This window comes from Dysgonomonas sp. 25 (genome assembly GCF_010501075.1).
In the GTDB taxonomy this organism is placed as follows: Bacteria; Bacteroidota; Bacteroidia; order Bacteroidales; family Dysgonomonadaceae; genus Dysgonomonas.
This window is the reverse complement of the sequence record NZ_QVMN01000006.1, coordinates 154328-171205: the sequence shown is the minus strand read 5'-3', so window position 1 is coordinate 171205 and position 16878 is coordinate 154328. Positions and strand designations below refer to the sequence as shown.

Here is a 16878-nt window from a genome sequence, read left to right as displayed (position 1 = left end):
AAAAAAGCGAAAGACAAGATGGCAAAAAAAGTATCTGCCTACTTAGATAATATTCTGAAAAATATTCCTGAACGTCCCGGGTGCTATCAATATTACGACGAAAACGGAACCATTATTTATGTAGGGAAAGCCAAAAATCTAAAGAAACGGGTGTTGAGTTATTTCTCTCTCAGACATGATAACAATCCCAAAACCCGAATCCTTGTCAGTAAGATAAGGGATATAAAATATATAATTGTCGAAACAGAAGCAGATACACTTCTACTCGAAAATAATCTTATTAAAGAATTTCAGCCGAGATATAATATCCTGCTGAAAGACGATAAAACATATCCTTCGATAGTCGTCCGCAACGAAGCATATCCCCGCGTAGAACAAACGAGAGAAATCGTCAAAGACGGCTCTTTCTATTTCGGTCCTTACACAAGTGTAAACGGAGTGAAAGCTATGCTCGAAATGTTGCATCGCCTCTACCCTATCCGCACATGCAAACTAAACCTGACACAAGAAAATATCCAATCGGGGAAATATAAAGTTTGTCTCGAATACCATATCAAACGATGCATAGGTCCTTGCATTGGATTACAGGACGAAGAAAGCTACCTGCAAAATATAGAAGAAGTAAAAGAAATCCTCAACGGAAACATCGGAGTAGTCAGCAAACTGGCATACAAGAGGATGATGGAATGCGCCGAGAAACAAGAATTTGAGAAGGCAAACGAACTCAAGACAAAATACGAGCTTATCGAGAATTTCAAAAAGAAATCGACCATCGTCAGCAATCTCAACTATAACATCGATGTGTATAGCTATGACGAGGATCACAACTCGGCATATATAAACTACTTGCATGTGCACAATGGCGCTATTATCCAGGCATATACGTTCGAATACCGGAAACGTTTGGAAGAGCCGAAAGAGGAACTGCTCGCCCTCGGTATTATAGAAATGCGGGAACGCTACGGTTCGAAAGCTAAAGAAATTGTGGTGCCATTTGTTCCTGACCTACCGATGGAACATATACAATTCACCATTCCTCAGCGAGGCGATAAATTGAAACTGCTGAATCTCTCGCAACAGAATGTGAAGCAATATAAGGTAGATAAGCTCAAAAAAGCCGAAAGCCTTGATCCCGAGAAAAAAACCGAACGCATATTGCACGAAATGAAAGATGCCCTCCATCTGAAGGAGTTGCCTGTACATATCGAGTGCTTCGATAACTCTAACATACAGGGTACCAATCCAGTATCGGCATGTGTGGTATTTAAAAACGCCAAACCATCGAAAAGTAACTACCGTGTATTCAATGTGCTAACCGTTGACGGGCCGGATGATTTCGCCACCATGCGCGAAGTGGTATATCGCCGCTATCGTCGCCTGCTCAACGAGGAAGAGCCCCTACCCCAACTGATCGTCATCGACGGAGGAAAAGGACAATTGGGTGCAGCCTGCGATTCCCTCAAAGAGTTAGGGATATACGGGCAAGTGGCAATTGTAGGCATTGCCAAACGCCTCGAAGAGATCTATTACCCTGAAGATCCTGTACCGATGTATTTAGATAAAAACTCTGATACACTGAAAGTTATACAGCATTTGCGAGACGAAGCTCACCGGTTTGGCATCAGTTTCCACCGGGATAAGAGAAGTAAAAGCCAGATAGAATCCGAATTGGACAAGATAAGGGGGATAGGTCCTAAGATTAAAGAGTTGCTACTCAGCCGTTTTAAGAGTATCAAACGCATAAAAGAAGCCGATCTGGCAACCATCGAAGTGCTGATAGGTAAATCCAAAGCCAAAATCCTACAAGACTACTTCAATAGTAAAGAAGGAAAAGAAGATTGACTTTTCGCAACCATTAAATTAACTTAACTACTCCTAAATAATAAACAGGCTTACAAACATCTCTTCGCAAGAGTTGTTATAATCTAAGTAAGTAACACTTAATATCTTAGGAGCCCATGAAAAACAATCTATTCACTTCAGTAAGGCAATCCATGAAATATTGGTGGTTGTCGCTATGCATCGGAATATTAGCTATATCCCTCGGAATCCTCTTTATCGCAGCAGCAGAAAGCGCTTTGCTGACATTGTCAATCCTGTTCGTAATCGGCTTTATAGCCTCGGGGCTATTCGAGATTATCTTTGCCATTGCTAACCGGAACACACCCAACTATAGCTGGGGATGGGCATTGGCAAGTGGTATTGTAGACCTCTTACTGGGTATTATACTGGCCGCAAGCGGGCCGGTACTGACCATTGCCGTGATGATATTCTTTGTCGGATTCTATATCATGTTCCGCTCGATATGGGGCATCGGAAGCGCCATTGAGCTGCAAAAAGCAGGCGTCGGCGGATGGGGATGGCTATTGGCATTAGCCATAATAGGAGCACTATTCTCTATCCTGCTTATCATCAATCCGATAATCGGAAGTAGCTTCATTGTAGCATTTGCAGCTATCGCGTTCATCACCTACGGTATATTCCGTATCTATTATGCCTTCAAAATCAAGTCGATAAAAGATAAACTCGAAAAATTAGAAGACAGATAAGGAGATTTATCAAATTATAGCTACTTTTAGGGTCGCATCTCGCTTCCGGGATGTGACTTTAATTATTTATGTAGTAATGAGAGTATTAATCCAACGGGTAGCCCATGCTTCCGTCACTATCGACAATGAACTCAAATCCCGGATAGGAAAAGGGCTTCTAATCCTTCTGGGGATTGAAGAGGCTGATAGCAAAGAAGATATCGAATGGCTCACAACCAAAATCATCCATTTGCGCATCTTCGATGATGAGCAGGGAGTGATGAATATCTCCGCCCTCGACAGCCATACCGAGATACTCGTTGTGTCGCAGTTTACGCTCCATGCCTCCACCAAGAAAGGGAACCGGCCTTCCTACATCAAGGCGGCAAAGCCCGATATAGCTATTCCCCTGTATGAACAGTTTTGCCAAACCCTGAGCGAAAAGGCAGGTAAACAGGTAGCAACAGGCGAATTCGGGGCAGACATGCAAGTAGCCTTGGTAAACGACGGGCCTGTAACCATCTGGATTGACTCCAAAAACCGCGAATGATATGACAATAAAAGAAGCTCAAAAACAGGTAGATACATGGATAAAAACCTACGGTGTACGCTACTTCAACGAACTGACCAATATGGCCATTCTGACCGAAGAGGTAGGCGAGCTGGCACGTATCATGGCGCGTACCTATGGCGACCAGTCATTCAAAAAGTCGGATCTGGATAAGAACCTTGCCGACGAGATGGCCGATGTGCTCTGGGTATTGCTATGCCTTGCCAATCAGACAGGTGTAGACCTGACAGAAGCCTTCGAAAAGAACATCCGTAAGAAGACCGAAAGAGACGAAACAAGACATATAAACAATCAAAAACTGAAATAACCATGAGCGAACTTAGTAAATACGAACAAGTATTGAACGAGTACCAAACAAACCTGAACGACAGCGACATAGCGGCCAAGGTCAAGAAGATTATCGACCAGCAATTCGCCGGAAACAATACCAAGGAGGTCTACAAGAAGCTATATTCCTGCATCGACTACACCTCCCTCAACAGCACCGATACGCATGAGAGCATCTGGCAAATGACCGAGAAGATAAACAGCTTCGACGGGACAACCGATGTCAGCAATGTGGCTGCTATCTGCGTCTATCCCAATCTGGTACGCACAGTGAAAGAGGCACTTACATCCGATGTGCGCATTGCCTGCGTTGCCGGAGGATTTCCTTCGTCGCAGACCTTTACCGAAGTGAAGGTGGCCGAAGCAGCCCTTGCCATAGCCGAAGGGGCAGACGAAATAGATATCGTACTCAGCCTCAACTATTTCTTCGACGAGAACTATGAAGAGCTTTGCGAGGAGATAATGGAAATCAAACACACTTGCCGCGATGCCCGTCTGAAAGTCATTCTGGAAACAGGTGCATTGAAAACAGCCGATAACATCCGTAAAGCCACCTTGTTAGCCCTTTATTCGGGAGCGGATTTCGTCAAAACGTCTACCGGAAAGGGATATGAGGGTGCAACGTTAGAAGCCGCGTATGTTATCTGTTCCACTATCAAGGAATACACCGAACGGACAGGCAACAAAGCCGGATTTAAAGCCTCAGGAGGCATCCGCACGACCAAAGATGCAGTAGAATACTATACGCTTGTTAAGGAGCTTATGGGCGAAGAATATATGACGCCTGAATACTTCCGTATCGGGGCAAGCAGCTTAGCCGAAAACTTGTTGGCGGAAATAGAGTAAACTGCTCTAAATCAAATTCTTATATAAAAGTCTCTGATGCTGTCAGGGACTTTTGCTATTCAGAACCAGTAAATTGGTTATCTTTTCCCCAAAAAAGCCTCTGCGTATGTTACCTTGCTGTCACCTTTGTATACTTCGAATTAATCTCATTATAAGTAGATTAGATTAAAATGTATACAAAAAGTATACTTCTTTTGGCCAGTTTTTTACCAAGTTACTTTTTTTATTACTTAACCACAGAGGACACGAAGGTTCTACACTAAGAACACTAAGTTTTTTACTCCCATAAAGTAACAGACCTCTACTTATTTCTAACGTTTTTTCATTGAGTTACCTTTTTCTTCCTCACACTATCGGAAAGAGATGCCTCCTATATAGATAAAGTTATTCTACTGCGTCCAATTCCTCAAGGCCTTTATCTTTTCGCTCCCGCTCCTTTGCGCGCCGGCTTTCTTCCATAATCACCTGGTAGTTGTTGACAATAGCACCCACCACAAGATTGAGCAACAGGAAGGCGGCCAATACGAACCAGACAACATGGAAACTGGTGATGGCAATAGGCGATGTATGTATCAATCCGTATTCGTTTGCTTTGATAAGGTTGTAGCGCAAGTCTGTCCAGTCTTCGCCCGTCAATGCGCGGAAGAGTGTAAACATCGACTCGGACAGTGTTCCGTAAGGATCGGGCGAACATTCGGGGGCATGCGGCGCCACCTGCATCAGTTCGGTATATTTGGCTTTTCCTTCAGCATCGAGGCTTTCGTAATCGGGTAGTTTAAAGAGCGATACGCCAATGATGGAAAACAAATAGATGAAAATAAAGAAGAACACGCCGTTGTAGAATAGGGCGCTGAATGACTTGGAAAGTACAGCGATAATAAGCTTTATCTCTTCCGACGTCCTCAACAAACGGAGTACCCTGAATACACGCAGGATACGCACTGCCATAATCATCGTACTTCCTTCGAAAAGGCTTTCGGGAACGTAGCTGACAAGCACCAGCGTCAAATCGAACAAGTTCCAGCCCGATCGGAAAAAAGATTTGGTACTGTCGCGGGCTATAAACCGGACAACAATTTCGAAGGTGAATATGCCCAGTATGATATGCTGAACGAGCAGAATACCCTTGGTAACAAAGTAAGTTTCTACCCCAATCAGGGCCGAATTGACAAGGATTACAGAAATAATGAGGAGCTCGAACCAACGCTGTTCGATAAGGCTACGGCAAAGTTGCTTTATTTTCGACATAATTGTATGAGTATGTATAATATTAGTTTTGTGTGAGGGGCAAAGTAAAGAAAAAATACGGACAATATCAACCCGCCACGTTCACTTTAACACCCAAGGCCTCTACCCTGCCGGCTACTTTCCGCAAATCTTCCACAGGAACTTTTTCGAGTTGTTTTGAGGGCGTTTCGCGGTCGATGGTGTAAATCATCACTTCGCGCGGATTTGTCGCTCTAATCGCCTCTAACCAGCCCGAAATTTCATCTTCCGTTGTGTTGTCTACTACCCTACCCTCGTGTGTGCCCCGGAGGAACATTGTCTGCATAATAAAATTGCCATCGAAACGCTTGAACTGCTCGATTTGCTTCTCTACGCTATACGACGGGCTATTGGGCTGATCCAACAAGCAGACAGTATCTATATTGACCGAATCGAGCTTCAGGATAGGATTATCCACTTTTCTCAATGCTTCGAAAACATGCTGCTTATCCAGATGCATCGCATTTGTTAAGACACTTATTTTAGCCTGCGGATAGTATTTATCCCGCAACAGGATGGTATCGTCTATGATTCCTGCAAATTGCGGATGAAGTGTGGGTTCGCCGTTTCCGGCAAAGGTTATCACATCTATGTGTGTATTGTCCTGTTGCAGCCGGATTAGCTTATCTTCCAGTGCTGCCCTTACATTTTCTCGGTCAGGTAGTTTGGTCTTTGTGCGGAAGTCTTTGTTGAAACCGCATTCGCAATAAATGCAATCGAACGAACAAAGTTTGCCGTCGTAAGGCAAAAGATTCATTCCCAAGGATGAGCCCAACCTCCGGCTATGAATAGGACCAAAAACAATTTCGTGAAACAATATTGTTGCCATAGAATGTGTATGTATAAAATTCTTTTATTTTACTCTGCTGCGTCTCTTGCAGAGGCTCGAGAAAACGTAATGCGACGAAAAAAAATCTCGTAACTTGTAACTGCCCGAAGGGCGAAGTAACTTGTAACTATTACAAAGATACGGATATTCTTTTAGCCTTGATATGTTCTAATATCTTATCGCGGAATAGTTGTTCATTTTCGACAAAAGATACTTCTATCGGCAGGTAATACAGGGATTTTTTCAGTTCCTTATCCATCTCATCGAACAAGACCAGACGGGTAGCATCTTTTTCGGTGGTGATAATGATTTTATTATCGGACTGTATAGCATCGAAACGCTCTTTTATCTTCTTTATATCCTTGTTTTTGAATACATAATGGTCGGGATAGGTCATTTCATGTATCTTGGATGTATAATGCTGCAACTCCTTTATCATCGTAGCAGGCGAAGCAATACCCGTCACCAGCAGCACATCCATCCCTTTGAGGGAAGGCAGCGGCAGTGTATCCTTCTTTTTAACAAATACGGGAACAAGCTGTTTATACGCAAACCGCGTAAAGAATACTGACTGGAAAGGATAGGGATTAATCTCGTGCATCATCAGGCGGTAATCGATAGGTTTCAAATCGTCGGGACACTTGGTCACAACAATCATATTAGCCTTATAAATATGTCCGAATGATTCGCGCAGACGCCCTGCAGGTAGTAGTTTGTCGAGATAGGCCGGCCGGTTGTAATTGGTTAAAATAATAGTATAAGATGGTTTTACGTACCGGTGTTGAAAAGCATCATCCAGCAGAATAACTTCAGGAGGCTTCTCCAGTGCCAGCAGGTTCTTTATTCCGCGCGTGCGTTTGGCATCCACTGCCACCATTATATCCGGGAATTTCTGCTTGATTTGTAACGGCTCGTCCCCTATCTGCCGGCTGGTCGATTTATCATCGGCCAGAATAAAGCCTTTCGTTTTGCGCCCATAACCCCGGCTGAGTACTGCAATACGGTATTTATCCCTGAGGATGCGTACAAGATATTCGGTGTGAGGAGTTTTACCTGTCCCTCCTACTGTGATGTTGCCAATACAAATAACGGGGACATCGAACGTCTCGCGTTTCAATATTCCCCATTTAAAAAACTTGTTGCGTATACACACAACCAATCCGTACAACCAAGATATGGGTAGTAACCACCAATTGATATGTACGGATTGTTTATTCATCTATTACTATTATTAGATTGTTCTATAAACACCCCGAAGATGTGCCAAGAACAAGCATTAATCTATCTTTACACCATAAGGTATGCGTGCCTGCATATAATCCTGCTGCTTAAAGTTACGAATAGTTTCGAATAATTTGTAATCTTCGCCCAAATATTCTTTCATCATGCGCACCGAAACGTCCTCTTTCTGGCTGTTCAAGAAGGCTTCGAAGAAATCGACCTTACGCGGAAAATCTTTTACCGAATATTCTTCGAGTTCGGCCAGTTTCGCTGCTTCTTCGATAGCTGTTCCGATGCCGCCGATACCGTCTACCAAGCCTAATTCGAGTGCCTGGTTACCTGTCCACACACGGCCTTCGGCAATCTGCGCCAACGAATCTTTTGCTATTCCGCGACCTTCGGAACAACGGGTAAGGAACAAATCGTATCCGTTGTTGATATAAGCCTGCATCAACACTTTTTCGTCGTAGCGCATAGGGCGTGTGATGTCGCCGAAATCGGCAAATTCATTTGTTTTCACTACATCGTATGTCAAGCCTACTTTGTCGGACAAGGCTTTCATGTTCGGGAACATACCGAAGATACCTATTGAACCTGTAAGGGTATTCGGTTCGGCAATGATTTTGGAAGCGTTGGCCGAGATATAATAACCTCCCGATGCGGCATAGTCGCCCATAGAGATAACTACCGGTTTTTTCTCTTTCAATTCGCTCACAGCTCTCCATATCTGTTCGGATGCACTGGCGCTACCACCACCCGAATTCACACGGAATACAACGGCTTTTACATCATCGTTGTCTTTCAATTTATTAAGTTCCTTAACAAAATGACCGTCTGTGATACCTTCGCGACCTGAACCATTCGTGATATTTCCCTGTGCATAGAGAACAGCTACAGTGCCTTTTCCTCCTTTTTTCTTCTGGAAAGCAATTGTTGTCATATCACTGATAGATGCCTGGTGTACATCTTCTTCTTCATCTACGCTCATAAGGTTTTTCAGGTAATTTTTTACCTCGCTCTCATACATCAGTGTATCTACCATATTATTGGCCAGATAATAATCCTGTTGCTTGAGCAACGGCATTTCGTCGGCAATAGCATTCAGTTTTTCGACAGATATTCCACGCGATGCGGATATATCGGTCAATATAACCGACCAGATATCGTTCAGGTAAGATTCTACCTGCTGACGGTTGGCATCGCTCATCTTATCGAGCATAAACGGTTCTACGGCCGATTTGAATGTACCTACCTTGAAGATTTGTACTTCTATACCCAGTTTGTCGAGCAATCCTTTGTAGAAAGTAGGTTCGGCAGCCAATCCGTGCAAATCCACCATTCCTTTGGTATTCAGAATCATTTTGTCCGAAACGGTAGACAGGTAATACAAACCTTGTGTATATACTTCGCCGTAAGAAATAATGAATTTACCGCTTTCCTTGAAAGCTTGTAATTCGTCACGTATCTCTTTCAATGAAGCAGGTGCCGCCGAAAACGAACTTGCGTGGATATAGATACCCTTGATTTTATCATTTTCCTTTGCTTTCTGTATAGACGAAAGAATATCATCCAATCCTATTTCGGAAGTACTTTTTCCGAATACCAAGTCATTGAAAGGATTTCCTTCCTCTACCCTATCCTTCAATACACCATTCAGTTTGAGTGTGAGTACAGTGTTATCCTTCAACGAATACGTTTTCTCTGAACTGAGCGACATACTTGCCAATATACCAAGCGACATCACGAACAACAGTCCCAAAACAATAAAGCATCCTATCATCGATGCTATCAGCGTCTTTAAAAAATCTTTCATTTTTCTGCGATTATAAATATATCTAACAAAATTAATAATTTTTCTCTACAAAGTCCTTTAAATAAAAAGGAAGAAAGCCAATTGAATGCTTTTAAATAACTATCTTTCGTTGCGGATAGTCCTTTATTTAACATCCTGCTGTTAAGAAACTGTTGAAAACTGTTGATAAAAATCCGGATAAAAAATGCTTGACTTTCCAATAATCCGGTTATACGAAAACCCGATTGGAATATGAAGCATTCGTATATGCCTTTTTATTCTTTATTTTTTATCTGCTTTTTCACAACTTGCAAGTTTCCGAATAAAAAATACTTTTCAACAGAGCCAGTTATTAACACGCTTTTAATAACGTTTGGAAAGAGCTTTGCCTTAACATCTTATTAGTCGCACCGATGTTGATAAAATCACAAACGGGTATGAATATTTTTTTAATTACCGAAAATCCAAACATTCTCGTAAAAAGAAATGAACAGAGTTAACAGGATATAAATATCATTATGAATTTTTTTTTAAAGAATTAAATAAATAAAATATAATATATATGTTGATGAAAAAACGTGTGGATAAGTTTATTTCCTCCGAAGGATATTTTGTTATACCTTGCAGTCTGTAAAACCAATTAATTAACCGTCTGGCAAATCAAACTAAAGTTAAAACCTAATGTATTAATTACTATGAAATTAACGCTTAAATATGTTGTTTTGTTTCTGTTGGTTATCACTGTAAACATGGGTATTTCAGCTCAAGAAAAAATATTGAAAATAACGAAACAATATCTGAACATCCCGGTATCGCACAAAGAAGAAAGAGCTAAAATGTATTTCGAAATAGATGGCCGTACACAAACACCTGTTGTGGTAAGATTGGCCGATGGCGAACCCGATTACTGGATATTTCGTGATGTGTCGTCGATAAAAGGAAGAACAATAAAAATCCGTTACGAAGGTAATCCTGCGGGATTGGACAAGATATATCAGGATGATAAGATAACCGAAGCGGACAGGATATATAAAGAAAAGAACCGTCCGCAATTCCATTTCACCACGATGAGGGGATGGATAAACGACCCAAACGGATTGATTTATTACGATGGCGAATATCATCTTTTCTATCAGCATAATCCTTACGAAAAGGAGTGGGAAAATATGCATTGGGGGCATGCTGTAAGCGCCGATCTGGTACATTGGAAAGAATTGCCCGATGCTTTATATCCTGACCATATAGGGACGATGTATTCCGGTTCTACTGTCATCGATTACGATAATACAGCGGGATATAATAAAAAGAACAATCCGGCCATGATAGCCTTTTATACAGCGGCCAGCCCCGAAAAACAGGTACAATGCATGGCTTACAGCCTCGACAAAGGACGTACTTTTATCAAGTATGACAAAAATCCATTGATAGATTCCAAGGCTAAATGGAATAGTGTAGACACACGCGACCCCAAAGTGTTTTGGTATGCTCCTGCAAAACACTGGGTGATGGTACTGAACGAGCGCGACGGGCATTCTATTTATACTTCCGGCGATTTGAAAGACTGGAAATATGAAAGCCATGTAACCGGATTCTGGGAGTGTCCCGAATTATTCGAATTAGCGATAGACGGTGATAAAAGCAATACCAAATGGGTGATGTATGGTGCTTCGGGAACATATATGTTGGGGGATTTCGACGGTAAAGTATTTACACCTACGCATGGAAAATATTATTTCACTACAGGGACGATATATGCCGCGCAGACATTCAATAATATTCCTGCCAAAGACGGACGCCGCATCCAGATAGGGTGGTGCAGGCTCTCGCATCCCGGCATGCCTTTCAATGGTATGATGTCTTTGCCTACCGAATTAACACTTCGCACGACTAAAGACGGTGTGAGATTATTCAGTAAACCTGTAGAAGAAGTGGAGCAGCTGTTCACCTTGCAGGACGAATGGACTTCCTTGTCTTCGGATGAAGCTAATAATCGGATGAAGAAGTATTATGATGGCGATATGTTACGCATCGAAACGACTATAAAACTCTCGCATGCTACCAATGCAGGCTTTAATCTTTTCGGACAACGGATAATCGATTACGATTTGAATCCGAATATGCTGAACGGTATGTTTTATTCGCCCGAAGATATGACAAGTATGGAACTGACTGCGGATATTTATATTGACAAAACTTCGATTGAAGTATTTATCGATGGCGGAAAATATTCCTATTCGATGGAACGCAGGCCACATGCCGGTAATAAGGAAGGTTTCCACTTCTGGGGAAACAATATAGAAGTAAAGGATTTGAAAGTATATGATGTGAAGTCTATCTGGTAGACTTTGTATTAAGCTTATAAATAAAAAGACTCAGGGAAAATTACTTACCTGAGTCTTTTGTTTATGTTGAAAATTTATTTTGTTTTACTAAATAATCGTGTCAATTTGTATGACATAAAAGATAGGCTTATAGAAACAATAGCCATGATTACTGTGAACAGAGTAAATTTTAAAATGCCATGCTCGCCCGATTGGATTAAATCTATATTTTTAGCAATAGCCATGATAAAAATAAATAATCCAATAAATATGCCAAGCCAAAGATTACCTTCTTTCTTTTGTTTCATTTTTTGTCTTTAATAAGTATACAAATATATGAAATAAATTTAATTGTCAAAATAATTGTATTTTTTTACACAAAAAAAAAATCCCTCAAATGAATTACTCATCTGAGGGATTTGTTATTTAGGAAACAACGTTTTTAACGCTTATTTTTTCTTCACTGCAGTAAAGATTACAACACGGTTCCAAGCATCGTTTTGGAATGGTTGATCTTTGTCTCCACTTGCTTGAGTAGTGATGCGGCTACGACTGATACCGAATTTTTGTACCATGATGTTAGCAACAGTTTCGGCACGTTTTTCCGATATCTTTTGGTTGATAGTCGGGTTACCGGTAGCTTTGTCAGCATAACCTGTGATAACGCAGTGCATATCAGGATTTTCCTGGAAGTAACGTGCAGCATTGTAGATATTGATTTCCTGGTTGTCTTGCAAATCTGCTTTACCAAGTTTAAATACTACCACAGCATTCATTACGATATCTTCTTCTATTTCTTTAGCTACCACTTCTTCAACGATAACTTTTGGTTTTTCGGCCAATTGTCTTTCGAGGTCAGAGATTTTACCGTCTTTAGCATTCATCAAAGCACGTTGCTCATTGATTCTGTTATTGAGAGCATCCAATTCGGCCGGATCGATGTAGTCGATTACTTCAAATCCTTTGTTGATATGGTAAGTAATACCAGCCAATGCTGTAACCATACCATCGTAAGCTTTAGCTCTTTCTACACCGTTGAAACGGTCTTCGAGTAAGTTACCTGTAACCTCGAGGTTGATGCTCAAAGCGTCAGTCAAAGCCATATCGGCATGGAAACCTACACGTGGAACGATCATATTCGATTTAAGAATACCAACACTCGGATTAGTCGAACCTACGTTCAGATTCACGTTATCTTTGCTTGATCCGTGTACATAAGCAAGTCCTACCATTCCGTAAAGATTGAAGAAACGGTCTTTGTCGTACTCTCCGAATACGTTAGTCAGGTTGAACATACCGTCCAAACCGGCTTGGAAATACTTATGTCTGTATGTATCGTCGATATAAGTATATTGGCTTTTCGATTCCCATCCGCTTGCCTGTGCACGTAATCCGAATATAGGAGTGAAGTGTTTACCGAATGATACTGCCACAGTCGGAGTAATAAGATCACCTACCGAAGCATCTTTGAAGTTTTCGCTAATAGTGTATGAAGCACCACCTTGCGCCTGGATAAACCAGTTGTCGCTGAATTTAGTCTTTTTGATAACCTTTTCTTGTGCCAACGCAGGCATGGCTATAAAAGCGATAGCTGCGATTGAAAATAATACTTTTTTCATTTCAAATAATTTAAGTTTGTTTACTAATACCTTTTTTTACTCTTTATAAATAACCGTTCAGGTCGCAAAAGTAATTATACTTATTAATTTATACTCATTAATTTCGTTATTTTTTTAGAAAATAAATTCTATTGTTACGAATACAAATACTTTAACAAATAAATATCTTGAAGGTTCATAAATGGAGATATAATATTTCTTTACTTTTCTCTTATTCTTTTAAAATTAAGCTTTATTAATAATCATTTATCTTACAAAAAACCTTGTTTGGTCGACAGATTGAGTGGGTTTGTCTCATTTTTTGAATTATAGGTTGATTAAGAAGTAATTTTGAATGGCTAAATATTATTTGAATGGATCAAAAAGGATATAATGCCAATTGGCGTTGTGTGAAACCAAAATAGATACAACTACTATATTATACTATTTGCTTGTGTTAAAGTGAAGGGGTATTCCGGGCTGTGACAGCCGTCGAATCCCCTATTTTTTTCTTTAAATTTGAATATTTAAGAGATAAATCATAAAAAATGTATATATTTGCAAAAGTATAACATAAATTACGTGAAAATAACAAGCATCTATTACTAACTTATACAGATATCCGAATAATAACTATGTAAAATATTATATACGTACATACGCACATACATTAACAATTTTTTTAGACATTCAACATAAGCAATAATTCCGAGCCTTTTTCGGGTTGTTATTTCCAAAAAAACTGTTTATTTATTCTTCACTTCTACTCAAAAAGAAGTAAGGATATATGTGTCCTTGATACAATTGTTTCGACATTATCACACTATCAAATTAAATACTGTAATTATGAAATTAACATTATCACGAGTTATCTTGACATTGCTGTTTATTTATTCTACAACAACCATTGCACAAGTAACCATAGGATCTGATAACAAACCGAATCCGGGGGCTTTACTTGACTTAAAACAAAAGCAGGACGGAACTTCCGACAAAGGGATGTCCTTACCGAGAGTTTCGTTGACTGATGCCAACAATTTGTTTCCCATGTTCGAAACTTCTCCCGGGAGCGGAATAGCCAATTCCAGTTACACAGGGACGTTGAAAGATACCGAAGACGAAAATCACACAGGCCTCATAGTGTACAATACGAACGAGGCCGTAGTAGATTTTTGTAAAGGACTTTATCTGTGGACGGGAACAGAATGGGTGCGTATCCCAAGTCCTTGTGCCAAAGCACGTTTCACCCCCGAAAACCTGCTCTTTTACAAAAGCGCTTTAGCCGCTAAGAATATAACGTTAGAGATGAACTATGACGGAGCAACTGTACAATGGGCAAACGATGGGGTTATCCCGTTGGCTGACTGGCAACAATACCCGTCGAATCTGACGCGGGATATTTCCAAAATATTTACTTTCCAGCCGGATGTGAATAATACCGGTGGAGACCGTACAGCAGTGGTAACGGCAACAGTAAAAATCCGCGACAGAACATTTGTATATCCTATCACCATAACGCAACTCGATAGGGAAATGACCTACTCGCTCAATAAGACTTCCTTTTCTCCATACGCCGCTACCCATAGTGTGATAGCTACGACCGAAGCCTCCGACTGGAGTGCTGCTATTTCTTCCACCAATCCGGGGACGATGATAACAGCTTTGGCAAATAATACAAATCGCACCAGTGGAAAAACTATGAGCATAACCCTTGATAATAATAATACTTGGGCCGAGCGTATTGCCAAATTAGATATTACTTCAACAGACCCTCATTTTAAAAATAGGGATATTGAAGTAAAACAACTTGCAGCAGCACCTTCCTTGATAAGAGTAGGCTCTGGAGCAATAAACCTTACATCGGCACAAAATGTAACTCTCAATACCAATGCCCAATGGAAGTATGAAGTGCAATCGGGCAATTACAATGATGTTGTTGGTAGCGCTTCGCTGAATGGAACAACCATTATGCCCGGAACGACACAAGGTACTTCTACGCCTGTAATCACCAACGGGGTGGCCTTGACATTGAATCCGGCTACAACTGAACCCGTTCCGGGAACCTATACGACAACTTTGCGTTTTTCGGCGCTCAATACAAGTCCACAGGCAGCTCCTGCGCCTTTGGATGTAACGGTGAACAGGACAGTAGCTGCGCGTTTTGCATTTAATTCATTGAGTGCTACAAGTGTAGCGCGAACAGGAGGAAATGTCACCGTGAATGTGAGTACCAATGCTGCTTGGAAAGCGACTCCTTCCATCGGTACGGCTTCCGCTAATCAAAATCCTTCCTATTTTGGGAATAAGAGTACCACGATCAATATTCCGGCTAATACCGACTGGTCTTTATCAACAACGCCTGTAAAGAGGACCATAACCGTATCGGCCGTTTATGGAAATAATACTTCTTCTATGTCTACTTCGGGAGGAAGTAAAAAGATCACCCAACCCGGGTACTATATATCGGGGAAATCTACTGATTTGAATAGCTTGCCAGCTAATACTTCTACTAATGTAAGCGTATCTCTTACAGGTGCGTATCCAACGATGAACATCAGAGCCTATCAGATAGTAGGAAGAACAGCTCTGGCGACAGGAACAATTGCAGGAGGAGAATCCGGAACCAGATCAGTTACTTTATCTGTGCCGGCTAATGCAACATGGAATTCGCGAAGTATACGGATGGAATATTATCATCCGGGAGTAAGTAACGGATCAGGAGGATTTGGGGCATGGAAAACTGTCGGCTCGGCAGTCAATCAAGCCGGATATACTCTGACAGGGTCTAATAATTATATCCCTGTTACTATTCCAAGTACCGGAGGTAATTATAAAATTAATACATCGACAACAACATGGACGCCCAATTTCAGGGTAAAAACAACGGCAGATGGCGTTGGCGATTTGTGGATTTCAGCAGCTGGCGGAGTTGGGCAAAGAACAGTCACTATTCCGGGAGCAGGTGATACAGATCGCACTATAAAGGTTTATATTGCCAAAGAGCACAAAAATGGAACAAATAATCCCGAATGGGTTCAAGTATATACAGGGACACAAGAAGGGTTAATGGTGAGAGCCGGAAATATATATATCGACAGAAATACTTATGGTCCGGCTAAACGAAATGAGGCTAAGGCTGCATGCGAGAGTAGAGGTGCTCGCTTGCCGTATAGATCAGATATCAGTAACATTACCAATCGTACAGCTTTACAGGCATTGGGAGAAAGCTTTTTTGGAAGTTTCTTTCAACCTTTTTTAACTATAGAGCTTGATATTAGAAATGATACTTTTTACTATTGTTGGTCTACTATAGTGTACGGCGGTTTTAGTTCAGAATGGGATCTCTCAGCAACTTATAAGTGCGTGAAAGATGCACCTTAAAGTTCGATGATTTAAGAACAACTATACTATTTACTTGTATTTAATGCGAAAGGGGTACTTTGGGCAGTGATTGCCAGGAGTACCCTTTGTTTTTTGTCTTCGATTTGGCAATAAGAATTAAAAAATGAATAGCCGGCAAAAAACGTTTTGTCAGTAGAAATACCCCGTTTCGTCGCAAAAATACCCCGTTTCGTCTAA

Annotated in this window: 13 protein-coding genes; 7 read left to right on the top strand and 6 right to left on the bottom strand. The window is 41.1% G+C overall.

Going from position 1 to position 16878, the window contains the following annotated elements; all coding sequences use genetic code 11:
• The first annotated feature begins 18 nt into the window (after positions 1 to 18).
• The 5 genes from uvrC (at position 19) to deoC (ending at position 4272) form a co-directional block, all read left to right on the top strand.
• On the top strand, positions 19 to 1842 hold the full coding sequence (uvrC, locus tag D0T66_RS10905) for an excinuclease ABC subunit UvrC (protein WP_163357314.1): 1824 nt from the start codon (positions 19 to 21) through the stop codon (positions 1840 to 1842).
• 116 nt (positions 1843 to 1958) lie between these two features.
• Entirely contained in the window at positions 1959 to 2549 is a 591-nt protein-coding gene (locus D0T66_RS10900) for an HdeD family acid-resistance protein (protein ID WP_163357313.1), read from the top strand.
• Between the two features lie 76 nt (positions 2550 to 2625).
• Positions 2626 to 3078: a D-aminoacyl-tRNA deacylase gene (gene dtd, locus D0T66_RS10895; protein ID WP_163357312.1), complete on the top strand. Its 453-nt coding sequence runs from the start codon at positions 2626 to 2628 to the stop codon at positions 3076 to 3078.
• A 1-nt stretch (position 3079) separates the two neighbouring features.
• Positions 3080 to 3406, top strand: a complete 327-nt coding sequence (locus tag D0T66_RS10890; protein ID WP_163357311.1) for a nucleotide pyrophosphohydrolase — start codon at positions 3080 to 3082, stop codon at positions 3404 to 3406.
• Positions 3407 to 3408: 2 nt separating this feature from the next.
• On the top strand, positions 3409 to 4272 hold the full coding sequence (deoC, locus tag D0T66_RS10885; RefSeq protein WP_163357310.1) for a deoxyribose-phosphate aldolase: 864 nt from the start codon (positions 3409 to 3411) through the stop codon (positions 4270 to 4272).
• A gap of 384 nt (positions 4273 to 4656) precedes the next feature.
• On the opposite strand, the gene D0T66_RS10880 is transcribed toward deoC, so the two are convergent.
• The 4 genes from D0T66_RS10880 to sppA all read right to left on the bottom strand — a co-directional run bounded on the left by D0T66_RS10880 (position 4657) and on the right by sppA (position 9401).
• Entirely contained in the window at positions 4657 to 5520 is an 864-nt protein-coding gene (locus tag D0T66_RS10880) for an ion transporter (protein ID WP_163357309.1), read from the bottom strand.
• Between the two features lie 67 nt (positions 5521 to 5587).
• Positions 5588 to 6367 carry a radical SAM protein gene (locus D0T66_RS10875; RefSeq protein WP_163357308.1) on the bottom strand — a complete coding sequence of 260 codons (780 nt, stop codon included), beginning with the start codon at positions 6365 to 6367 and terminating at the stop codon, positions 5588 to 5590.
• A gap of 130 nt (positions 6368 to 6497) precedes the next feature.
• Entirely contained in the window at positions 6498 to 7586 is a 1089-nt protein-coding gene (lpxK, locus tag D0T66_RS10870) for a tetraacyldisaccharide 4'-kinase (protein ID WP_163357307.1), read from the bottom strand.
• 57 nt (positions 7587 to 7643) lie between these two features.
• A complete protein-coding gene (sppA, locus tag D0T66_RS10865) occupies positions 7644 to 9401 on the bottom strand; it encodes a signal peptide peptidase SppA (RefSeq protein ID WP_163357306.1) in 1758 nt (585 codons plus the stop codon).
• A gap of 728 nt (positions 9402 to 10129) precedes the next feature.
• Here sppA and D0T66_RS10860 point away from each other — a divergent pair.
• A complete protein-coding gene (locus tag D0T66_RS10860) occupies positions 10130 to 11722 on the top strand; it encodes a glycoside hydrolase family 32 protein (RefSeq protein WP_255489813.1) in 1593 nt (530 codons plus the stop codon).
• A gap of 74 nt (positions 11723 to 11796) precedes the next feature.
• Here D0T66_RS10860 and D0T66_RS10855 read toward each other — a convergent pair whose 3' ends face one another.
• Together D0T66_RS10855 and D0T66_RS10850 are read right to left on the bottom strand one after the other, a co-directional pair.
• On the bottom strand, positions 11797 to 12009 hold the full coding sequence (locus D0T66_RS10855; RefSeq protein WP_163357304.1) for a hypothetical protein: 213 nt from the start codon (positions 12007 to 12009) through the stop codon (positions 11797 to 11799).
• Positions 12010 to 12150: 141 nt separating this feature from the next.
• Positions 12151 to 13320: an OmpA family protein gene (locus D0T66_RS10850; RefSeq protein ID WP_163357303.1), complete on the bottom strand. Its 1170-nt coding sequence runs from the start codon at positions 13318 to 13320 to the stop codon at positions 12151 to 12153.
• Between the two features lie 825 nt (positions 13321 to 14145).
• On the opposite strand from D0T66_RS10850, the gene D0T66_RS10845 reads away from it, so the two are divergent.
• Complete coding sequence (locus D0T66_RS10845; RefSeq protein WP_163357302.1) at positions 14146 to 16680, top strand: hypothetical protein; 2535 nt, start codon at positions 14146 to 14148, stop codon at positions 16678 to 16680.
• Positions 16681 to 16878 lie beyond the last annotated feature (198 nt).

What these genes read in the sequence shown, in the direction of transcription:
- D0T66_RS10900 (WP_163357313.1), top strand. Translation starts at nt 1,959, where the DNA reads ATGAAAAACAATCTATTCACTTCAGTAAGGCAATCCATGAAATATTGG.
- D0T66_RS10855 (WP_163357304.1), bottom strand. Translation starts at nt 12,009, where the DNA reads ATGAAACAAAAGAAAGAAGGTAATCTTTGGCTTGGCATATTTATTGGA.
- D0T66_RS10845 (WP_163357302.1), top strand. Translation starts at nt 14,146, where the DNA reads ATGAAATTAACATTATCACGAGTTATCTTGACATTGCTGTTTATTTAT.
- uvrC (WP_163357314.1), top strand. Translation starts at nt 19, where the DNA reads ATGGCAAAAAAAGTATCTGCCTACTTAGATAATATTCTGAAAAATATT.
- lpxK (WP_163357307.1), bottom strand. Translation starts at nt 7,586, where the DNA reads ATGAATAAACAATCCGTACATATCAATTGGTGGTTACTACCCATATCT.
- D0T66_RS10860 (WP_255489813.1), top strand. Translation starts at nt 10,130, where the DNA reads ATGGGTATTTCAGCTCAAGAAAAAATATTGAAAATAACGAAACAATAT.
- D0T66_RS10880 (WP_163357309.1), bottom strand. Translation starts at nt 5,520, where the DNA reads ATGTCGAAAATAAAGCAACTTTGCCGTAGCCTTATCGAACAGCGTTGG.
- D0T66_RS10850 (WP_163357303.1), bottom strand. Translation starts at nt 13,320, where the DNA reads ATGAAAAAAGTATTATTTTCAATCGCAGCTATCGCTTTTATAGCCATG.
- D0T66_RS10890 (WP_163357311.1), top strand. Translation starts at nt 3,080, where the DNA reads ATGACAATAAAAGAAGCTCAAAAACAGGTAGATACATGGATAAAAACC.
- deoC (WP_163357310.1), top strand. Translation starts at nt 3,409, where the DNA reads ATGAGCGAACTTAGTAAATACGAACAAGTATTGAACGAGTACCAAACA.
- D0T66_RS10875 (WP_163357308.1), bottom strand. Translation starts at nt 6,367, where the DNA reads ATGGCAACAATATTGTTTCACGAAATTGTTTTTGGTCCTATTCATAGC.
- sppA (WP_163357306.1), bottom strand. Translation starts at nt 9,401, where the DNA reads ATGAAAGATTTTTTAAAGACGCTGATAGCATCGATGATAGGATGCTTT.
- dtd (WP_163357312.1), top strand. Translation starts at nt 2,626, where the DNA reads ATGAGAGTATTAATCCAACGGGTAGCCCATGCTTCCGTCACTATCGAC.